The sequence below is a fragment of the Xylanibacter caecicola genome, from assembly GCF_013166515.1.
GTDB classification, from domain to species: domain Bacteria; phylum Bacteroidota; class Bacteroidia; order Bacteroidales; family Bacteroidaceae; genus Prevotella; species Prevotella caecicola.
The window spans coordinates 14,783-32,798 of record NZ_JABKKJ010000027.1 but is presented as its reverse complement, the minus strand read 5'-3'; the positions used below and the strand labels follow the sequence as shown (position 1 = coordinate 32,798).

Here is an 18,016-nt window from a genome sequence, read left to right as displayed (position 1 = left end):
TTTCGGCATTGGTTCGATAAATTAAAGTGTCGCAACTCTAATATAGCGAATTTCTGCGGAAGTACGCTGTATTTTAATATATTGGCAGGAATTTTAACAGTTTGAAATTAGTTTAAATCACTTCATTATATTAATACAAACAAGTCTACTTATTATTATAAAAAACAAGCAATGTAATAATTATTTATACCTTGGATTTTTATCATAAAAAAGAGTATTATTATATTTTTTCTGTAAATATTTACAAGACTTTTTTCCTAATATTGACTCAGCTTTCCGTAATGAAGAATTTTGTGTGTCTTCAAATGTCATCAAAATGAAACCTTGATCTAATAAAATACTAACTTTACCATAATCATTTAAATAGCCACTTGAATATTTATAGCTATAATTGTTTTTCATTAAATTGTTATCATTTATCATTAACTCTATCAATTCATAATAAGTTTTTTCAAGGACTTTTCGATTTTGTCCAAAAATAGAAATATGACACATGTAAACATTACCACTTAGTGGAGTAGTGAGGACATCTACCTTACACATATAATTGTTATAAGAACCTTTATAATATGCTCTTTGGTTATCAATCTCATTAATTATATATTCACCACCCATACAATAATTCTTTTCAAATCCTTTACTTATTAAGTATTTTTCAAAATCGGTTATTGTTCCATTTATTGGTATACCCCAAAAAATAAGATGCTGCGCATGACTGTTAGATAAGAACAGAACCATGCAGAAAATCACCAAAAATATTCTTTTCATTATTTTAATACCCTTAATTCGTGTCGGGCGCAACTTCTAAATTCTTTTCCGATATTTAAAGTTCTTCAGGACTAAATTTCACGAGACAGACGTCACCAGATGTATCCCCTATATATCTATATAAAATACAGACATTGGCATCTTTACATATCTTAATCAATTCCTGTGTCATAGGATCTTCACTTAATAGCAACTGTTTTATATTAGTTTTCAGGACATCTTTATTAGCATCTATCTCTTCTATTGAAACAGAATTTTCATCCCAGCTACAATTGTATACAAAACTATTGTTCTCAAGAGTAACAGAAGAAAGAACCGTAACTTCATCTATTTGCATCGGACATTGTGCATTTGCTGATGCTATCATTATATCCACCATCTCACGAGGTGTAATAGAATCTATATTCCCTGCCGCAATATCTTTTACTTCTTTTTTCGATATTTTTATCTTAAGACTTTCATTCGTGTCGGCAGTCTGCATAACAATAGTAAATTTTGCATCAGCATCGGCAATTTTCTCTATCAGTACTAAACTTGATTCGGATTTTGCCCAATTGCCCAATACGGATCTTTTCATCGTATTCTTAAGCTGTTTCAATGCCGATAGTTTAAGAGGCAAGTCTTTATTTATAGTCATTGTCATAACGACTTCATCAGTCTTCTCGTCATAATCAACACTTGATATCTCTCCTACCAGTCCCAAATCAAGAGGGCATTCGTCATTGACTTCTTCTATTTCTAATTTTAAATCCTTCTTAGAAGAATTACAAGAAATCAAAGCAAAAGATACCAACAACAAATATGTTGCAAAAACAAGTTTCTTCATGGCTATAACCCTATATTCGTGTCGGGCACAACTTCTAAATCCTTTTATTTATAATACCAAATGTCTGTCACCACCTTTTCCCGCCTATCACGTTACCATTATATAATATATTCACATAATAATAGTTTTCAGTATTAAGACGATAATTAAATCTTAGCTTCAATCTATTATTTCCTTCATATATAGTAACAGAATGACTGTTTGATACAACCTCCGGTTCTGATTCGTTTATTGCTTTCAAATAAACAGTTATATTCTTTTGTTCCACCGCATAATAATCAATCGTCACCTCTTCTGCATTGATGTTGTAACCTGTTATGATAAACGGAGTCCTTGTACATATGTCAGATAATTTGTTTTTCAAATCCCTCTTTTCCTGTTTTTCATTATCCAGACACAAGCGAAGAGAATTATTCGAAGCATTCAATTTCCTAATGGCATTCTCCTTATCAACAATGGTACTTTCTGCCTCTGTCAGCTGTCCTTGCGTACTATTCAGATTGTCATATAAAAAAACAGACCTACTCCGCAAATAAGGATTACGAAAGCAAGCAAAACCACATTTCTGTATTGCTTCTTCTGTGCCTGTAATTTTTTATTCTCCGTTTTCAAATTATCTGCCTGATTTATTTTAGCGACCAAACTATCATTAAGTTTTTTCAGTTCTTGATTTTTTAAGTTAATAAGATTTCTGAAACTTGTGATACGTTCGATTTCCGATTCTTTTCTTGCTATATATAGATTACAGTAGCGCGTTGTTGCATCTGATATTATATCCTCACCTTCATCAAGACCTAATTCAAGGCAATCATTTACTGATACGGAAAAATCTACAGGTGGTAGTGGCTGTGAATTAAAAACAGAAACATTTATACTTTCGATGATATTATTACTACATTCTGTTATAGCGACAGGCTCTGAATGAAAATTGTCAATAGCCCATAATATTTCTGAGTTGCCATTAATTTTCAGTATCTCGCCACGTTCTACCAAATCTGCAAAAGCATCGTCAAATACAGAAAACAAATATTCCGTTTTTATATATATACAATCCAGACACAGGCATATTCCTATATTATCACTTTCATTCATACGCCGGACATATCCGTAATACAGCAGATTGCCCTCACGATGAAGGACAATCTGCGATGCCAGTCTTGCTTTCTTTATAAAATCTTGAAAAAAGGACTTTGTATGGTCTTGTGGATAAGAGGCAAAACCATTTGCGAATGTACCGAAGAAATAAATAACAGGTCTCATTATTGGAAACGTATAACTTTCTTTGTCAAATCAATTGTATAAGAATTTTTAGCCCATTGATCAATCAATGAGTTTCCAATCAATATGGCAGCTCCAGGATTCTCAACAACAGTTGCTTTTATATCTCTCAACACATGAGCCTCTCCTTTTTTGTCAACAACCGTAACACTGCGGATATTATATATTGGATTCTTGATTTCAGAACCATCTGCAATAAAACTTACAGCAACTCCTACATAATCACTCACTGTAATAGTTTGGGACTTTATTAAGTCATTAAATTCCATAGATGAAATCAACATTCCCGAACATCCTGTGTCAAAAAGTGCATCATAACCATTCTTGTCATTTAATTTAACATGTATGGTCTTTAAATTAGATTCCGTCTTCTTAAAATCAACCTCAAAAGTGTTTTTCTGTTTCTTTTCAGCTGTACTTTTTATTGCATAAGGATTATACTGATCTTTTTTCTGTTCACATGCGGTAAATAATGTTGCCGCCAATAGTATTGCAAATATTTTTCTCATAGCTCGTATTTTATTCATTGATATGTAACGTTATTTTATTTCTTGGATTAGTCTTATTAATATCATCAGACCTGTATGATATAATTATTGGTTTGCTACTGTCTATTGGATAAACTTTAAAGTTCTCCTTTATTTTTATTTTGTCACCATCCTTGAGATTGTCTGTATGAAGTTTATAATTGTCAATTTCTTTTACCATTATATAAACAGATGTACCTTCATCTATTATACTGCCATCAACCAATGGAGTGCTATCATAAATATTAAATATAGATAAGTCGCAGTTCCTATCTGAAGTAGATATTGTATCGGTAACTCCTTTTGTCGCAACTGTGTCCGATACAAGTTCATCATCGTTGACATTTCCAATTTCGTCAATATCACGCACACTATTATCCGTACATGATTTAGCACATAATATTATTGTTAAAAATATCAGCAACATGGTATTAGTAAATGACACGATAAGCAATTTACTTCTATTTCCAATGACAGAAGACTTCATACCGGATTGCTGTTTCTCCGACTGGTACTTGTTATCTTTATCAACAACTTTTGCAATATTTACAATTTCCGTAAATTTGTTTCTATATTTATTTATAGTTGAAACATAACTTTCATTCAATGATTTTAGTGTCTCATTTTCATTTTTCAAAGCTGCTGTTCCATTTTCCCATTCACGGAATTGTTTGTCGCTCTGTTGTCTTCTTGCACTCAGGGTTGCTTTGACGTCAGATAGCTCTTTCTTTAATCCGGCAATCTCGTTGTCCCTGACTTTTATAGTATTTTGCGCATTTATAAACTCTGACTTGATTTTATCTACATTGTCTAATAAATAGTCTTTTGTAGGAGTATTCTCACATACTATTACACGCCCGTTTAAACGTAGTGACTGCACAAAAGCTTTTGCATCACAATCAATAGGATTATAGAATATATTGGCTTGAGATCCATGCAGATGTTTAAAGCCATTATCAAAATCTTCAAGAAGATTTGTATAGTCGCGACTAATTTCTTTGACAAGACCTTCAAATAGAAGTTTATCCTCAAGATCCGATACTATATATTTCCTTTTATCCGATATATATTTTCCAACAACATAGTCAGAGCATACTTTCTTCAGTTTCTTATATACTTCACTTACCAAACAATAATACTGTTTCTGAAGAACAATGGATATAGCAAAGAAACTCTGTCTGTCATCTTTATCTCTTATTCCTTTATACAATTCAAATGTATATATGCTATACCATTCGTTGTTCCAATAAGTCGCATCCACAACTAAAAAAGCTGCTTCATTAATACTTCCCATTGAATTAAAGAAACCATCGACAATTCTGTTACATAAAACAGAATCAAGTCCGGGTGTCTTTTGAGAACTTCCGTTATACGGCTTGCCATGAATAATTACATCCATATTAAAACCTCCTTATTATTTCTTTCCAAAGTTCTTGAGGATATGTATCACTTGCAATGTTATATGTCTTATACGTTCCTCCAAAACTATCCGTTTGCTTTGCAAACATACCCGTACAGAATGTTTTGAACGTAAAGTTGTCAACAGTCAAAAAACCACCGAATTTCTTTATTCTCATTGTTGAGAACAATTGTTTGTAGTAGATTTTTGCATCGTCACGCGCACCTTTCACATCATCACATCCATTAATGCTGCCAAACATCGTTTTGTCTATTTTGTTATATAGCAGAATTATCCTGTCGCGTTTTTTATCTATAGCCGGATAAAAATTATTCAGGAAACGACGTTCATACGACTCTCTGTGATAACCGTTATTTCTATAGGAAATCTCTGAATCCAAATCAAGTAACACAACGTATGATTTTGGATTATTACTTGTAATAATAGTTGCCAAATAAGGTTCAACATTATTGTTTGCACCCATTTTTATTTTTTCGACATCAGTTGTATAAAAGTCCTCCCCTGGGGCTTCTAATAATTTAGCTATTTCTCGTCCATCTTTATAGACATTTACCAAGAGAAACTTCACCGTACCATCCAGTGCTGTGGTTGTAGCCAGTGCATCATTAAACTTTTCACAATGTTCTTGATATTCCGGTGTATCCAAGAACGTAGGATCTGTCTTTACTGTATATCCATTATGATGCAGATATTTTGCCAAACGAACCAATATCATTGATTTTCCACTTGCCGCAGGACCGACAAAAATAACAATCGGTACCTGTTGATTCACAATCGTTGGTGTTGCAGTCTTTGGTACTGCTACCGTTTCTTGCGGATTAACAACAGTTTCTGATGTTACATTTTGAGACAAATTCTCTTTTGCAGTAAAATTCAGCGGATTATCTCCACCCGTTACAATTGTAGGCATATGTTTTTATATTTTATTATTAGTTTTTACGGAAAAGAACGAAAAGAATAAACGACACAATATCAAATATCAAAGATAGAACCATCCACTGAAGCATTGTCATGCCGATAAGCTTACCTGACACGATATCTCCCCATACGGACATTGTGTCAAACATACGTTTTGAAGGATACACTTTATAGCTTTTAATTTCATTGCTCTTATTTTTTACTATACATTTTTTATAATAATCATCCGGCATCTTACTTATTACTTTTCCATTTTGCTGGTCATAATACATATAATAAGCCTTTACAGAACCATCCTTAAGAACTGCAGGAAGATGAAGTGTCTCGAGATCGTCTATCGGCTTCATAAGATCCGTAAGTCCGATGTTCTCGTCTTTCTTGCGATTATAATAATCATCAATGACTTTAAGTTTTTTATTAAGTTGCTCAACCATACAGTTTTTATATTTTGTATACAAATCTGGGAATCTGTTACGTTGTGTTATACCATAATCTCCGGCATCTTTCTCTTCATCGAATATTATATAAGTGTTCTTGTCATTATACGTCTTAGAGTCTTTTGCCAGAATGGTTTCTGTAGAATTCAATATGTTTATACAAGCCTCACCAAATCCCTCATGATGTTCCATCGTATTATTTAGTTCACGTTTAAATGCGTCAATATTTGTATAGACTTGCCCTGTAAGTGATTTCTGTGCAATTTCATTCTGATCATCAATGGCACGATTACTTTTCGTCGTATTCTCTATAATATAGTTCTTTGCACTTGCCAATTCTTTTGTAAGAATGTTATATCCATGCTTTTCAACAAAGAAATAATGAACATTAGTCATAAAGCTGAATGTCCAGAAAATCAAGAATCCGATCAAATTTAAAACAAAGGAAGACCTTGAAGCTCTCACGGGTTTATTCAATTCTTCAATAACATTGGTAAGGCACCACCCTGCAAGTATAGATACAACTAATACCAAACCAAAACAGAACCAAAGATTTGTTCCATTAAGAAGGTTAAGGGATAATGATGATGCCGTAAAGAATGCACTAACAGACGCAAAAACCAAATACCCTACTAAACAAGCTAACTTGATTAACAATTTATTTTTATCCATATTAAAAAAATTATGCCTACTCTTCATCGGATTTTCGGCAATACTCCGTTTACATTATCATAAGAACCATATTATCAATATTCCGGCTTAATTACCCTATTGATATATTAGTCCACTCCATCGATATTTAGAGATTGAAATATATGGACACAAAAAAGCGTGAACCGTCTGCTGTCCGATCCACACTCTGAGGCCGTGAGAATTGCCCTATACTGCTGAACGAACAACAGTATAAGCTCACGCCGATATGAATATATGTACAACGATTACATGGACTAATGACATATTACTCCTACGTAAAAGGATATAATATGTACATACACTAATCCAATGTTGGATAATATAAGCATACCCGGAGCATCTACCGTTGCTATGTCCGAGGCAGTATCAATCATGAAGTTTCTCACGTTTCAGAGTGTCTGCTGAACGTAGCGCTTGTAAACGCCTTAATATGTCTTGAAAACCCGTAACCCACCCTGCCGCTTAAGAATTTTCATCCGTCCGCTCCGGCGTGAGCTGCATTGCATTCAGAAAGCAGGAACATGTCCTATCTCTGTTTTGCAAAGACACGAGTAATCAGTTGCAAAAATAATAAATTATTTTAAATGTTGTACTAAATTGAAAATAAAATACAAAAAATTATGCGACAGCAAAGAATGAATGTTTGTGTAAAATGTCTTTCATACATTTTATCTGACAAAAACAACATATATACCATTCATTACAAAATTAAATGCTTTGTAAAATACGAATAAACGCGTCCAATTCTTTCCAATTTTGCAAACATTGGAAAGAATTGGACCTATTTGTAATAATCCTTTTAACGATTAATAACACTGAATGAGACTTAGCTTCATTAAATACATATCCTTAAAGCGAAATAAAATAATTTATAATTTAACGTGAATTCGATGAATTTAATTGTCTGATAGCTTTGTGATTAGCGAAAATTGTTTTATTTTTATAGTGTTATTCTGAATTCATCAAATTCACGTTAAATTAAATTTTCGTGTCATTTTGTCATTTCAAAACCGTCATCTGAAAGTCTCGTTCTACGTTTTAAAAGTTGTTAAGAGCGGTCGTAAATGATGAAAAGTCAAACGAACGTGCGTTTTTTGCTAAAAGCACGTCCAAAAGAGAGTAAAGCACGTGCCTTTAGGGTCTGAAATGCCGCATTTTGCAGGGTAAAATGGCTGCTTTTGGAACGTAATCAGGCTACTTTCATGTAGTAATCAGGCAACTTTCTTATCCCGAATGATGTACATTTTCTTACTTTTACACGTAACCAATTGATATCAAATGTATTATGTCTGCACACGAATTTTGGCGCTGTTTCACTCCAACAAAGCTCTTTTTACTGAACATCGCAGTATTTCGGGGTTATGGAAAATCAAAAAGAAAGGAAAAAGCGCAAAATAATGAATAATTGACAATTTATAAATTAACGTGAATTCGTCGAACTTACATTAATTTATAAATTTGTAAAGATGAAGTTCTAAAATAAAAAATATTAGAATGAAGAGTTGCAGAAGTTTCAATTTGTAATACAAACTAAATGTATGCAAGAGCGATAAAAGGATGCTGTTTGGCAGCATAAAAAGCATCTCGCAAAGTTTTAATATTACGCATACACTATGCGATACATTTGTGCATACACTGTGCGATACACATCTGCGGACGTGTCTTTTATTGTTATTAAACATTGCCCTTTGAAAAATAAATACTATCTTTGCATAAGATAAGCGGCGCCTCAGCAATTTCAAGCAAGCTTGATTGCGTTCGGCTTGCATTATCTTTACATAAGATAAGCGGCGCCTCTGCAATTTCAAGCAAGCTTGATTGCGTTCGGCTTGCATTATCTTTGCATAAAGAAGACTATATTTGCCCTGGCAACCAAGACAGGTTTCATTAATCATTATAACGAATCATTTACTATCATGGACATTACTGAGAGATTTTTAAACTACGTGAAGTTTGACACACAATCTTCCGAAGAGAGCGAAAGCGTGCCAAGTACTCCAAAACAAATTGTATTTGCAAAGTATCTGAAAGAAGAGTTGAAGGATGAGGGCTTTGATGATGTGGAGATGGACGAAATGGGATATGTCTATGCAACTCTGAAATCAAATATAAAGAAGGATGTACCTACAATAGGTTTCATAAGCCATTACGATACGTCACCCGATTGCAGCGGTGCCGATATCAAGCCAAGTATCGTAAGGAATTATGACGGAACGGACATAGAACTGTCACCGGGAATAATATCATCACCCAAGAAATTTCCTGAACTTCTGTCGCATATAGGCGAAGACCTTATCGTAACGGACGGTCATACTCTGCTCGGAGCTGACGACAAGGCGGGCATTGCGGAGATTGTACAGGCTATGTGCTGGCTTCGCGACCACAAGGAAATAAAGCACGGCGACATTCGCATAGCTTTCAATCCCGATGAGGAAATAGGCATGGGAGCACACCACTTTGATGTGGAGAAGTTCGGATGTGAATGGGCTTACACCATGGACGGGGGTGATTTGGGCGACCTCGAGTTCGAGAACTTCAACGCCGCGTCTGCCAAAATAAATATCAAAGGCATGAGCGTTCATCCCGGATATGCTAAAGGAAAGATGATTAATGCAAACCGTCTGGCAGCAGAATTTGCAGGCATGTTGCCGGCTGATGAGACGCCGGAGACCACTGAAGGATATCAGGGCTTCTATCATCTGTTGGGAATAGAGTCGAACATAGAAAGTGCGAAGATGTCTTATATAATACGCGACCACGACCGTGACAGATTTGAAGAGCGCAAAAACTTCATCAAGGAATGTGTCAAGGAAATGAACAACAAATACGGCGAAGGCACGGTAAGTGCAGATGTAAAGGATCAGTACTATAACATGAAAGAGAAAATAGATCCAAACATGCACGTCATTGACATCGTTTTGAAAGCCATGCAAGACTGTGACGTGCCGCCAAAGGTTGAACCTATACGCGGCGGAACCGACGGAGCACAACTTTCGTTCAAAGGTCTCCCTTGTCCGAACATCTTTGCCGGCGGCGTAAACTTTCACGGACCGTTTGAGTTTGTGTCGATACAGGTAATGGAAAAAGCCATGCAGGTAATCGTGAAAATATGCGAGCTTACTGCCGAATATAATGACTAAGGAATTACGAATGTTGAGTTACGAATTACGAGTTGTCGCATTTCATGCGATGTTGAATTGTTAATTAAGAATTATAATTTATCAAATAAAATTGCATAGAGAGTAATTCCATAATTCAAAACTCGTCATTCGTAACTCAAAATTCCAAATTCGTAACTCCAAACTCGCAACTCATCATCGCATGAAATGCGACAACTCGTAATTCGTAATTCAACACTCAACACTCAAAAAACTCGTAATTCGTAACTCCAAATTCGTAATTTCACATGTCCGAACTGCCTTATCTCATCAACGATCTTGCTCTAATCCTCATCGTAGCAGGCATTGTCACAATACTATTTAAGAAGCTGAAACAACCTCTCGTACTGGGTTATGTCGTCGCAGGATTTCTTGTAAGCCCGCACATGCCTTATATAATGTCGGTTGTAGACAGGGCGGACATACATACATGGGCGGACATTGGCGTTATGTTCCTGCTCTTCTCGTTGGGTCTCGACTTCTCTTTCAAAAAGATACTGCGAATGGGTGCATCGCCCATGATAGCTACATGTGCTATCGTTTTCTGCATGATGATGCTCGGCATAAGTGTCGGCAGCGTCTTTGGTTGGAGTCACATGGATTGCATATTCCTTGGAGGCATGTTGGCAATGAGCTCCACCACCATTATATACAAGGCGTTCGATGATCTCGGACTGCGCCAACAACGCTTTGCAGGAATGGTGATGAGCGTGCTTATACTTGAAGACATGCTTGCCATAGTGATGATGGTGATGCTCTCGGCAATAGCCGGAGGCAACAGCCCCGACGGCGGACAGATGCTGCAAAGCATAATGAAAATAGGCTTTTTCCTTATTTTGTGGTTCGTCGTAGGCATATTCGCTATACCTCTTTTGTTGCGTTCCATGCGTAAACACATCAACAATGAGACCCTTCTCATCGTTGCCCTCGGATTGTGTTGTGCCATGGCTGTATTGTCAACGAAGGTGGGATTTAGCAGTGCTTTCGGAGCATTTGTAATGGGATCCATACTTGCCGAGACTGTAGAAGCGGAAAAAATAACTAGGCTTGTCGAACCTGTTAAAAACCTTTTCGGGGCAATATTCTTTGTTTCCGTCGGCATGCTGGTAGACCCAGGAATACTTGTCGAATACGCATTGCCTATCTTTGTGCTTGTAATAACCATACTTATAGGGCAGTCGGTGCTGGGCAGTTTCAGTTTCCTTATCAGCGGTCAGACTCTTAAATCGGCAATGCAATGCGGTTTTTCCATGGCACAGATAGGCGAGTTTTCTTTTATAATAGCATCCTTGGGATTATCGCTTGGCGTGATAAGTCAGTTTCTATATCCGGTCGTAGTTGCCGTATCGGTAATCACCACCTTCCTCACTCCATACATGATGCGCGCCTCAACGCCATGCTATAACCGTCTTGAACAACGCCTGCCGGCAAAATGGATATCATTGCTGAACGACCTTACACTGAGCCGTCAGTCATCGCTACCTGAAGGAAACTGGAAAAGACTGCTGGCGGAAATGGTGCGCAACACCGTCATCTACTCAATATTGTCATCGGCGGCAACGGCACTCATGCTCACGTTCTTTCTTCCGTTCATACGCAGCATACTGCCTCACTGGTGGGCGAACGCCACGTGTATTGTGCTCACGGTAATGATAATATCACCTTTTCTGCGCGCTATGGTAATGAAAAAGAACCATAGCGAGGAATTCAAGGCTCTGTGGAAGGAAAGCCGCAGAAACCACATACCGCTCATATTGACTGTCATCGTGAGGTTTATCATTGCCATATCGTTCGTATTCTATATATGCAATTACCTCACACGATTTACCAATGCTCTTATTATATGTATCGCCACGGTCCTCGTAATACTGATGATAATGTCACGACGCATAAAACAACGGAGCATAAGACTTGAACGGCTGTTTGTCCTCAACCTGCGTTCGCGTGACATAAAGGCACAGGTAGACGGGCGTAAGAAACCGCTATACGAGGGTCATCTGCTTGACCGCGACGTGCATATATCCGACTTCGAGATACCCGAAAACTCCGTATGGGCAGGCAAGACACTGCGCGAGCTTCGCTTCCGGAACAGGTTCGGCATACACGTAAGCAGCATACTGCGCGGCATAATACGCATAAACATCCCCAACGGAGACAATGTTATATTCCCCGGAGACCGTATACAGGCAATCGGAAGCGACGAACAGCTCACCGCATTCAGCGCGGCTATGAAGAACGATGTGTACGATGAAGACCCCGACATAGAGAAGCGGGAAATGAAACTGCGGCAGATCGTAATCTCGGAGAATAGTCCTATCATAGGCAAGACACTCATCGAAAGCGGTATACGCGACATTTACAACTGCATGGTTGTGGGACTTGAGGAGCGCAAGGAGAACCTTTCGCAGATAGAACCGGCGCATGTCATGAAACCGGGCGATGTGATATGGGTTGTCGGAGAGGAGGACTCGCTGAACAAACTCACGGAAGCGGCGGAACAGACCATAAGGAAAAAGCAAAGTACAACAGACTGAAAAAACACGGTGTAGCGATGAATGGCAGAAATATACTCTTCATAATGCTTTTATGTATTTTGACGACCAATACACAAAAGACTACAGCACAAGCACTAAAAGCGCTAATGGCACGTCAGACCGGAATAATAGAGGGAAAGGCGGAGCAAAACTCACGCAAAGAGACTTGTTGTAACTTCTACAACAACGACTGGTGTGACTATTACCTATGTTGCCGTAACGACAAGGCATATAATCTGCATCCGGGTAAAAACACATTATTTGTAGCACCGGATAAAAGCAAGATATACAATCCGGCAAAAGAAGAGTTTCAATATAGATACTATCGTGGGATATTTCCGAAAAAGTTCAATATAGAAACTCCATACGCTCTTCCTGTAAAGAACGGAGTACGGACGGCGTGGAGAACCGACAGGCATGAGACAAAGAAGACACTCTGTTTCAAGATTGAGAAAGAAGATACTGTATATGCAACACGGGGCGGAATACTTTGTAAGATCCCCAGTTCACGCTTCATACTGATATATCACCCGGACCATACATTTGCCGCATACATCGGAATAAGGGACAAGTTCGTAAAGCCCGGTGACGATGTAAGGACGGGACAAGCAATCGGAATAGCCGGACAGGACAACATATCGATTTCATTCTTCTTCCTCGACAAGAATAAATTCGAAGCATCTGCCGATATGGGGTATCCTTATTCGCATTTTGTTCCCACGTTCAGGACAGATAGGGGAGACGTTCGCCCAGTAGAACGGAAGTTCTACCGGGTCGTGACAGACGATGCACTCATCATGCAGGATATGAGCAAGAAAGAACAGAAAAAATATCTAAAACACAAATGACATGCGCTTCTTCATATCCTTTTTGCTGCAAGTGACATTTGTATGTGCTGCGTCATCACAACATATTTTTATCGAATATGCAGGCGCTCCGCTCTCCAACAGTTACAAACAACAGACAGAACTGTTTCTTAAACACGGATATAAATTCTACCAACCGTTCGGTCTTCCGGACACTCTGAAAATAAAACTGAACATTTTCGACAACGAAAAAGACTGGGAAGACAATCTCCTTTCAAACAAAGCATACAAGAAACAATACTCCGTACAACCCCAAGGATTATACAACATCAAGACGCACGAATGCCACATAATGTTGTCTGACGGCATGAAAAGCGTAAACATGGGAATTATCAGGCATGAGTTGAGTCATTTCCTGACACACAAAATAATGGGCAACAAGCCCATACCATGGCTTTATGAAGGTCTTTCCGAATATTTCTTTCATTGCAAGGTGACGGCAAAAGGCATGAAGCACAGTCTTGAACCATATGAAGAAGGAAGACTGCGCACCATGTTTATGCTGAATGAGATTGCGCCGGAAGATGTCCTTGACTATAACATCAAGGAGTTCTCACAAGCTCAGAAAACAAACGACAGGATAACATACATAACGGCACACGCCATCGTCACCTTCCTTATTGAAGGTGCACCGCAAGGTTATTTTGCCCAACTTATAACATTGTTGAAGGACAATAGCGACACAACACGCACTTCGCAGAAGATAGACAATACATATCCCGGCGGACTGAAAAAGTTCATAAAAGACTTCACCGATTATTACGGCATCTGAATTTTACGCCTTCCCTCACATCCGCCGTATATCATTCAACGCACGCGTCAGCATCATATCACTATCTGTTGATGATATATGCCAACTGGAGCGAAAACGTCCTGTCTTTCGGATCCTGCAATGCCCAGCCTCCCTTTATAGGATTTTGCAGGCTGAGTCCGTAGCTCACACCCAACTGCCAGTTGGAATAGTCAACACCGACATATAACTTAACACCATAGTCAAAACGCTTGTACATGCCGTCGGAAAAGATGTTGTCTATGTCATCAGCAGCCGGAATGTCTTTCACTTTACTCTTGCCGAACAGTCCGCAGGCAACGTAAGGTCCCGCACTTGCAGAAATCCTTACCCTGTCGGTAATACCGGATTTATATCCCACCATTAGCGGAAGCTCCAGATAATAGGCATCACATGTCCAGTCGGCAGTGCCTGCGTTTTCACTCTCATCTGCGTAAACGTCTGTCTTCCAACCTTTGCTTGTCAATAACAAAGCCGACTCCAGATACAGACAATCCTGCTTGTCGGAGAACGTGTATTCGCCTTTCACACCGACATTAAACCCTACATGATTTCTATAATCCTTGGGATGAGATACATTCAGACCTGCCGTTACTCCGTAATTAAATTCCTGTGCAAACGTTACAAGACTGAAACACAATACTGTAAAAAGAAAAAAATACCTTTTCATATAATATGTATTAAATGACCAATCGCCATGTGATATACATAAAAACGGGAAAAGATATTCTTTATTACATGAAAAGAGCACTTACAACCAATCGCAAACGCCCAACCGGACAATATCAATACCACTGCACGGCGTTGGTATATCCGCTGCGCTTGTCATACTTCAGCGCATCCGTAAGTGTTGCTGCATTACAGCGGAAAGAGAAGTTGTAAGATGTATAAGGCGCAAGCACAACCGAACAGCTCATGCTGAAACAGTGCAGGTCGCGCTGCAGCGATGCCGTTGTCATGGACAGGTCGTGCTCTTCAAAGTCGTATCCGCTCGAGAAACTGATGTTCCAGCCGTCGCTTATGCGCACGTTGCCGCTGAAGTTCAGGTTCTGCGTGAACTTATAAGGATAGCGCATCGACTTGGTGTTGAAGCGTCCGGCGGTGTTCTCGCGCATAGTAATACCATAACCTACGGTCAGCGACCACGGCATCGAGAACTTCATATAGCCGTCCTCATCGGTCTCCGCCTTCGACGAAGTCTTTTTCTTTGCACCACGCTGTCCGCGTATCATGTCATCGTCAACGTTCGACTCCACGTCCGTGTCCATGCCCTCGTCGTCATTATCCTCATCCTCTTTTTCATCGTCACCGCGTCCGAACCATTTCTTAAGTTTCTCGGGATTAAGGGTGAACGAGATGTTCTGTGACATGCCCTGGAAGCGTCCGAAGCGCCCCTTGCTGTACTCCGTATGAGTGCCGATGTACGGTTTTCCGTTCTCATCAAGCTCGTATGCGTATGTCGCAAACACCGCATTCATGTTGAACGTATAGTTTTTCCACCACTTCAACCTTATCCTCATGGTGAGGTCGCTCCACGGTCTTTGCTTTGCCGCCATGTTGTACGACATGCTTGCCCCAAGTTCGTCAATGATGCTTATCTTCTTGAAGCCCGTGGAATCCTTATCCGAACGTATCTTCATCTCAATGTTGTTTGACATGTCGAACGTAAAGCTTCCGGTCTTTCCTCTATCCGGCACTCCGAACAACGAACCCGTATAGGGCGAATACTCCACAAGCGACACGTTGCCGTCGGCATCGGTTTTCTGATAAGTTTTGTAATATCCGTAACGCTCCGCGCCGAAGTCGGGAGCATAATTAAAACTCACATTAGGCGTGAATACATGGCGCACGGCAACAATCTTGTCGCCGAAAATCTTGCGGTTGGGCACATAGAAGCCATAAAGTTTTGTCGAAGCGCTGAGACTCATGCTCCAGTTATAGACGTTGTTGAAGCCATATATCGTGTCGCACACTTCCCTTTGTGCCGCCTCGTCCCACGAGCGCATCACCTTGTTTGTGTACATTCGGTCTGTGAAACTTATCGAAGGATTGATGTTCAGAAAGTTGAACAGCGTGAAATTGGCATTTATAGGCACCGAATGCTGGAATCCGTTGCGCCAGTCTTTCACTAAATTTGCCTTCATCAACTGGTCTTCCTTGGTATGTATGGAGTTGCTCAGGTGTCCGGTGTAGCTCATCGAAATCTTCTCATACCAACGCTCTTTACCCACCATGCGTTTCCGCTTGAACGGATAGAAGCGGCTGATGGAAATGTTGAGGTCGGGCAATGTGAGGTCTATCATCGAGTCGCGCATGTTCTGGTTGAGGTTCGTCGTCCCGCTAAGTGTCATGCCGATGCTCGAGAATGTGGTGCTCCAGCTGACGCTCGATGTTCGCGTACTCTGCGTATAGCTTTGCGGATTGTACATGCTGTTGAGGTTGTTGCGCTCATAACTCGACGTCGCAAAGTTGACGCTTGCCGACAGCGTGCTGAACGGATTAGCCTTTGCATCCTGACGGTGCATCCACTGTATCTTGAAACTCTCCTGTTCGGCAAAGTCTGGCATGCCCTTGTCGCCGTTCTTTGTGTCTTGATAACTGAAGTAGAAACTTCCGCTGTATTTGTACCGTTTGCGGTAGTTGCTTGCTGCCGACAGCCCCCACGACCCCTTTGTATAAATCTCTCCGAGCAGTTTGAGATCCCACTTGTCACTCATTGCAAAGTAATATCCTCCGTCGCGAAGATAAAAGCCGCGCGAGCTTTCATCACCGTATGTAGGCATGATGAAGCCGCTCGAATAACTCTTTGTGAACGGGAAAAAACCGTAGGGAATGGCTATAGGCAGCGGAACGTCTGCCACCACGAGATATGCCGGTCCGAAGACAACATCTTTGCCGGGGCGGACCTTCGCACGTGAGAGAGCTATGTAAAAGTCGGGATGAGGCAGGTCGCAGGTGGTGTAGCGTCCGTGTTCGAGATAGAGTACGCCCGATGAGTCGCGCTTGGAACGTTCGCTTGACAGAAACCCGTCCTGTTGCGCCGTGTACACATTGTTTATGAAGCCTTTCTTTGTCTTGAAGTTAAAGGCTATGGTGTCGCTCTCATACTCGTCCGAACCCATTTTAAATACCGGCTGTCCCTTAACTTCACCCGTTGTGTCTGCCGTTCCCGTGGCACGTACCAGACTGCTGTCCATGCTCAGTGCAATGCGGTCGCTCGTTAGGTCCATATTCTCATACTTCACGTTGGATGCGCCGAAGAGATACGCCAGCTTGTTCCCCGCATCGTAAACCATCGAGTCTTCCGAGGCAAAATTCACCGGTGCATCTATGCCGTTAGCCTTCTTGCGGTTAAGACTGTCAAGCCTTATCGAATCGTCTACAGCCCTGTTGTGTCTGTAAATGGCAAGTTGCAACGAGTCCATCTTTGTTGTGTCGGGACCGGACATCCTTGCCGTTGTGTCTGCCAAAACGGTGTCAGCCACAGCCACACTGTTGTTTTTTGCAGCCCCGCGCCTTTTTTTCTGCAAAAAAGGCATGCCGTTATCCGCCCACATAAACATGAAGGCAGACAGCAGTATAAATATGATGGATTTCGTTCTCATTATAATGCAGGCTGCAAAATTACATAAATTAAAGTTAAACGCATATCAAAACGAGTTTTTTATGTTTTATTTAACGTTTATCTCGGGGTGTTTGTAAGGGGACTATTTAAAGGAGATAAGGGAAGATAAAAGAAGATAGAGGAAGATAAAAGACGAATGTTTTGTTGCGTGGACGGGGTGTCAGAAGTAACAAATA

At 39.8% G+C, this 18,016-nt stretch carries 13 protein-coding genes; 4 read left to right on the top strand and 9 right to left on the bottom strand.

Annotated elements, in window-relative coordinates; genetic code table 11:
• Window positions 1–180: 180 nt before the first annotated feature.
• From HPS54_RS11290 to HPS54_RS11260, 7 genes are all read right to left on the bottom strand, one after another.
• Window positions 181–768, bottom strand: a complete 588-nt coding sequence (locus HPS54_RS11290) for a hypothetical protein (RefSeq protein ID WP_172345555.1) — start codon at window positions 766–768, stop codon at window positions 181–183.
• Window positions 769–823: 55 nt separating this feature from the next.
• Entirely contained in the window at window positions 824–1,594 is a 771-nt protein-coding gene (locus HPS54_RS11285; RefSeq protein WP_172345554.1) for a hypothetical protein, read from the bottom strand.
• 495 nt (window positions 1,595–2,089) lie between these two features.
• Window positions 2,090–2,854 (bottom strand): hypothetical protein, encoded by a 765-nt coding sequence (locus HPS54_RS11280; RefSeq protein WP_172345553.1) that lies wholly within the window; start codon window positions 2,852–2,854, stop codon window positions 2,090–2,092.
• Complete coding sequence (locus tag HPS54_RS11275; protein WP_172345552.1) at window positions 2,854–3,381, bottom strand: pepsin/retropepsin-like aspartic protease family protein; 528 nt, start codon at window positions 3,379–3,381, stop codon at window positions 2,854–2,856. The genes HPS54_RS11280 and HPS54_RS11275 overlap by 1 nt, the downstream gene beginning before the upstream one ends.
• 10 nt (window positions 3,382–3,391) lie before the next feature.
• Window positions 3,392–4,798, bottom strand: a complete 1,407-nt coding sequence (locus tag HPS54_RS11270; RefSeq protein ID WP_172345551.1) for a hypothetical protein — start codon at window positions 4,796–4,798, stop codon at window positions 3,392–3,394.
• Window position 4,799: 1 nt separating this feature from the next.
• Window positions 4,800–5,729 (bottom strand): hypothetical protein, encoded by a 930-nt coding sequence (locus HPS54_RS11265; protein ID WP_172345550.1) that lies wholly within the window; start codon window positions 5,727–5,729, stop codon window positions 4,800–4,802.
• A 19-nt stretch (window positions 5,730–5,748) separates the two neighbouring features.
• Window positions 5,749–6,846: a hypothetical protein gene (locus HPS54_RS11260; protein ID WP_172345549.1), complete on the bottom strand. Its 1,098-nt coding sequence runs from the start codon at window positions 6,844–6,846 to the stop codon at window positions 5,749–5,751.
• 1,937 nt (window positions 6,847–8,783) lie between these two features.
• On the opposite strand from HPS54_RS11260, the gene pepT reads away from it, so the two are divergent.
• The 4 genes from pepT to HPS54_RS11240 all read left to right on the top strand — a co-directional run bounded on the left by pepT (window position 8,784) and on the right by HPS54_RS11240 (window position 14,197).
• A complete protein-coding gene (gene pepT, locus HPS54_RS11255) occupies window positions 8,784–10,007 on the top strand; it encodes a peptidase T (RefSeq protein WP_172345548.1) in 1,224 nt (407 codons plus the stop codon).
• A gap of 266 nt (window positions 10,008–10,273) precedes the next feature.
• The gene (locus tag HPS54_RS11250) at window positions 10,274–12,559 is read left to right on the top strand and encodes a monovalent cation:proton antiporter family protein (RefSeq protein ID WP_172345547.1); all 2,286 of its coding nucleotides are present in this window, start codon (window positions 10,274–10,276) and stop codon (window positions 12,557–12,559) included.
• Between the two features lie 17 nt (window positions 12,560–12,576).
• Entirely contained in the window at window positions 12,577–13,407 is an 831-nt protein-coding gene (locus HPS54_RS11245; protein WP_172345546.1) for a M23 family metallopeptidase, read from the top strand.
• A 1-nt stretch (window position 13,408) separates the two neighbouring features.
• A complete protein-coding gene (locus HPS54_RS11240) occupies window positions 13,409–14,197 on the top strand; it encodes a hypothetical protein (protein ID WP_172345545.1) in 789 nt (262 codons plus the stop codon).
• A 61-nt stretch (window positions 14,198–14,258) separates the two neighbouring features.
• On the opposite strand, the gene HPS54_RS11235 is transcribed toward HPS54_RS11240, so the two are convergent.
• Window positions 14,259–14,885, bottom strand: a complete 627-nt coding sequence (locus HPS54_RS11235) for a porin family protein (RefSeq protein WP_172345544.1) — start codon at window positions 14,883–14,885, stop codon at window positions 14,259–14,261.
• 115 nt (window positions 14,886–15,000) lie between these two features.
• Complete coding sequence (locus tag HPS54_RS11230; RefSeq protein WP_172345543.1) at window positions 15,001–17,820, bottom strand: putative LPS assembly protein LptD; 2,820 nt, start codon at window positions 17,818–17,820, stop codon at window positions 15,001–15,003.
• Between the last annotated feature and the right edge of the window lie 196 nt (window positions 17,821–18,016).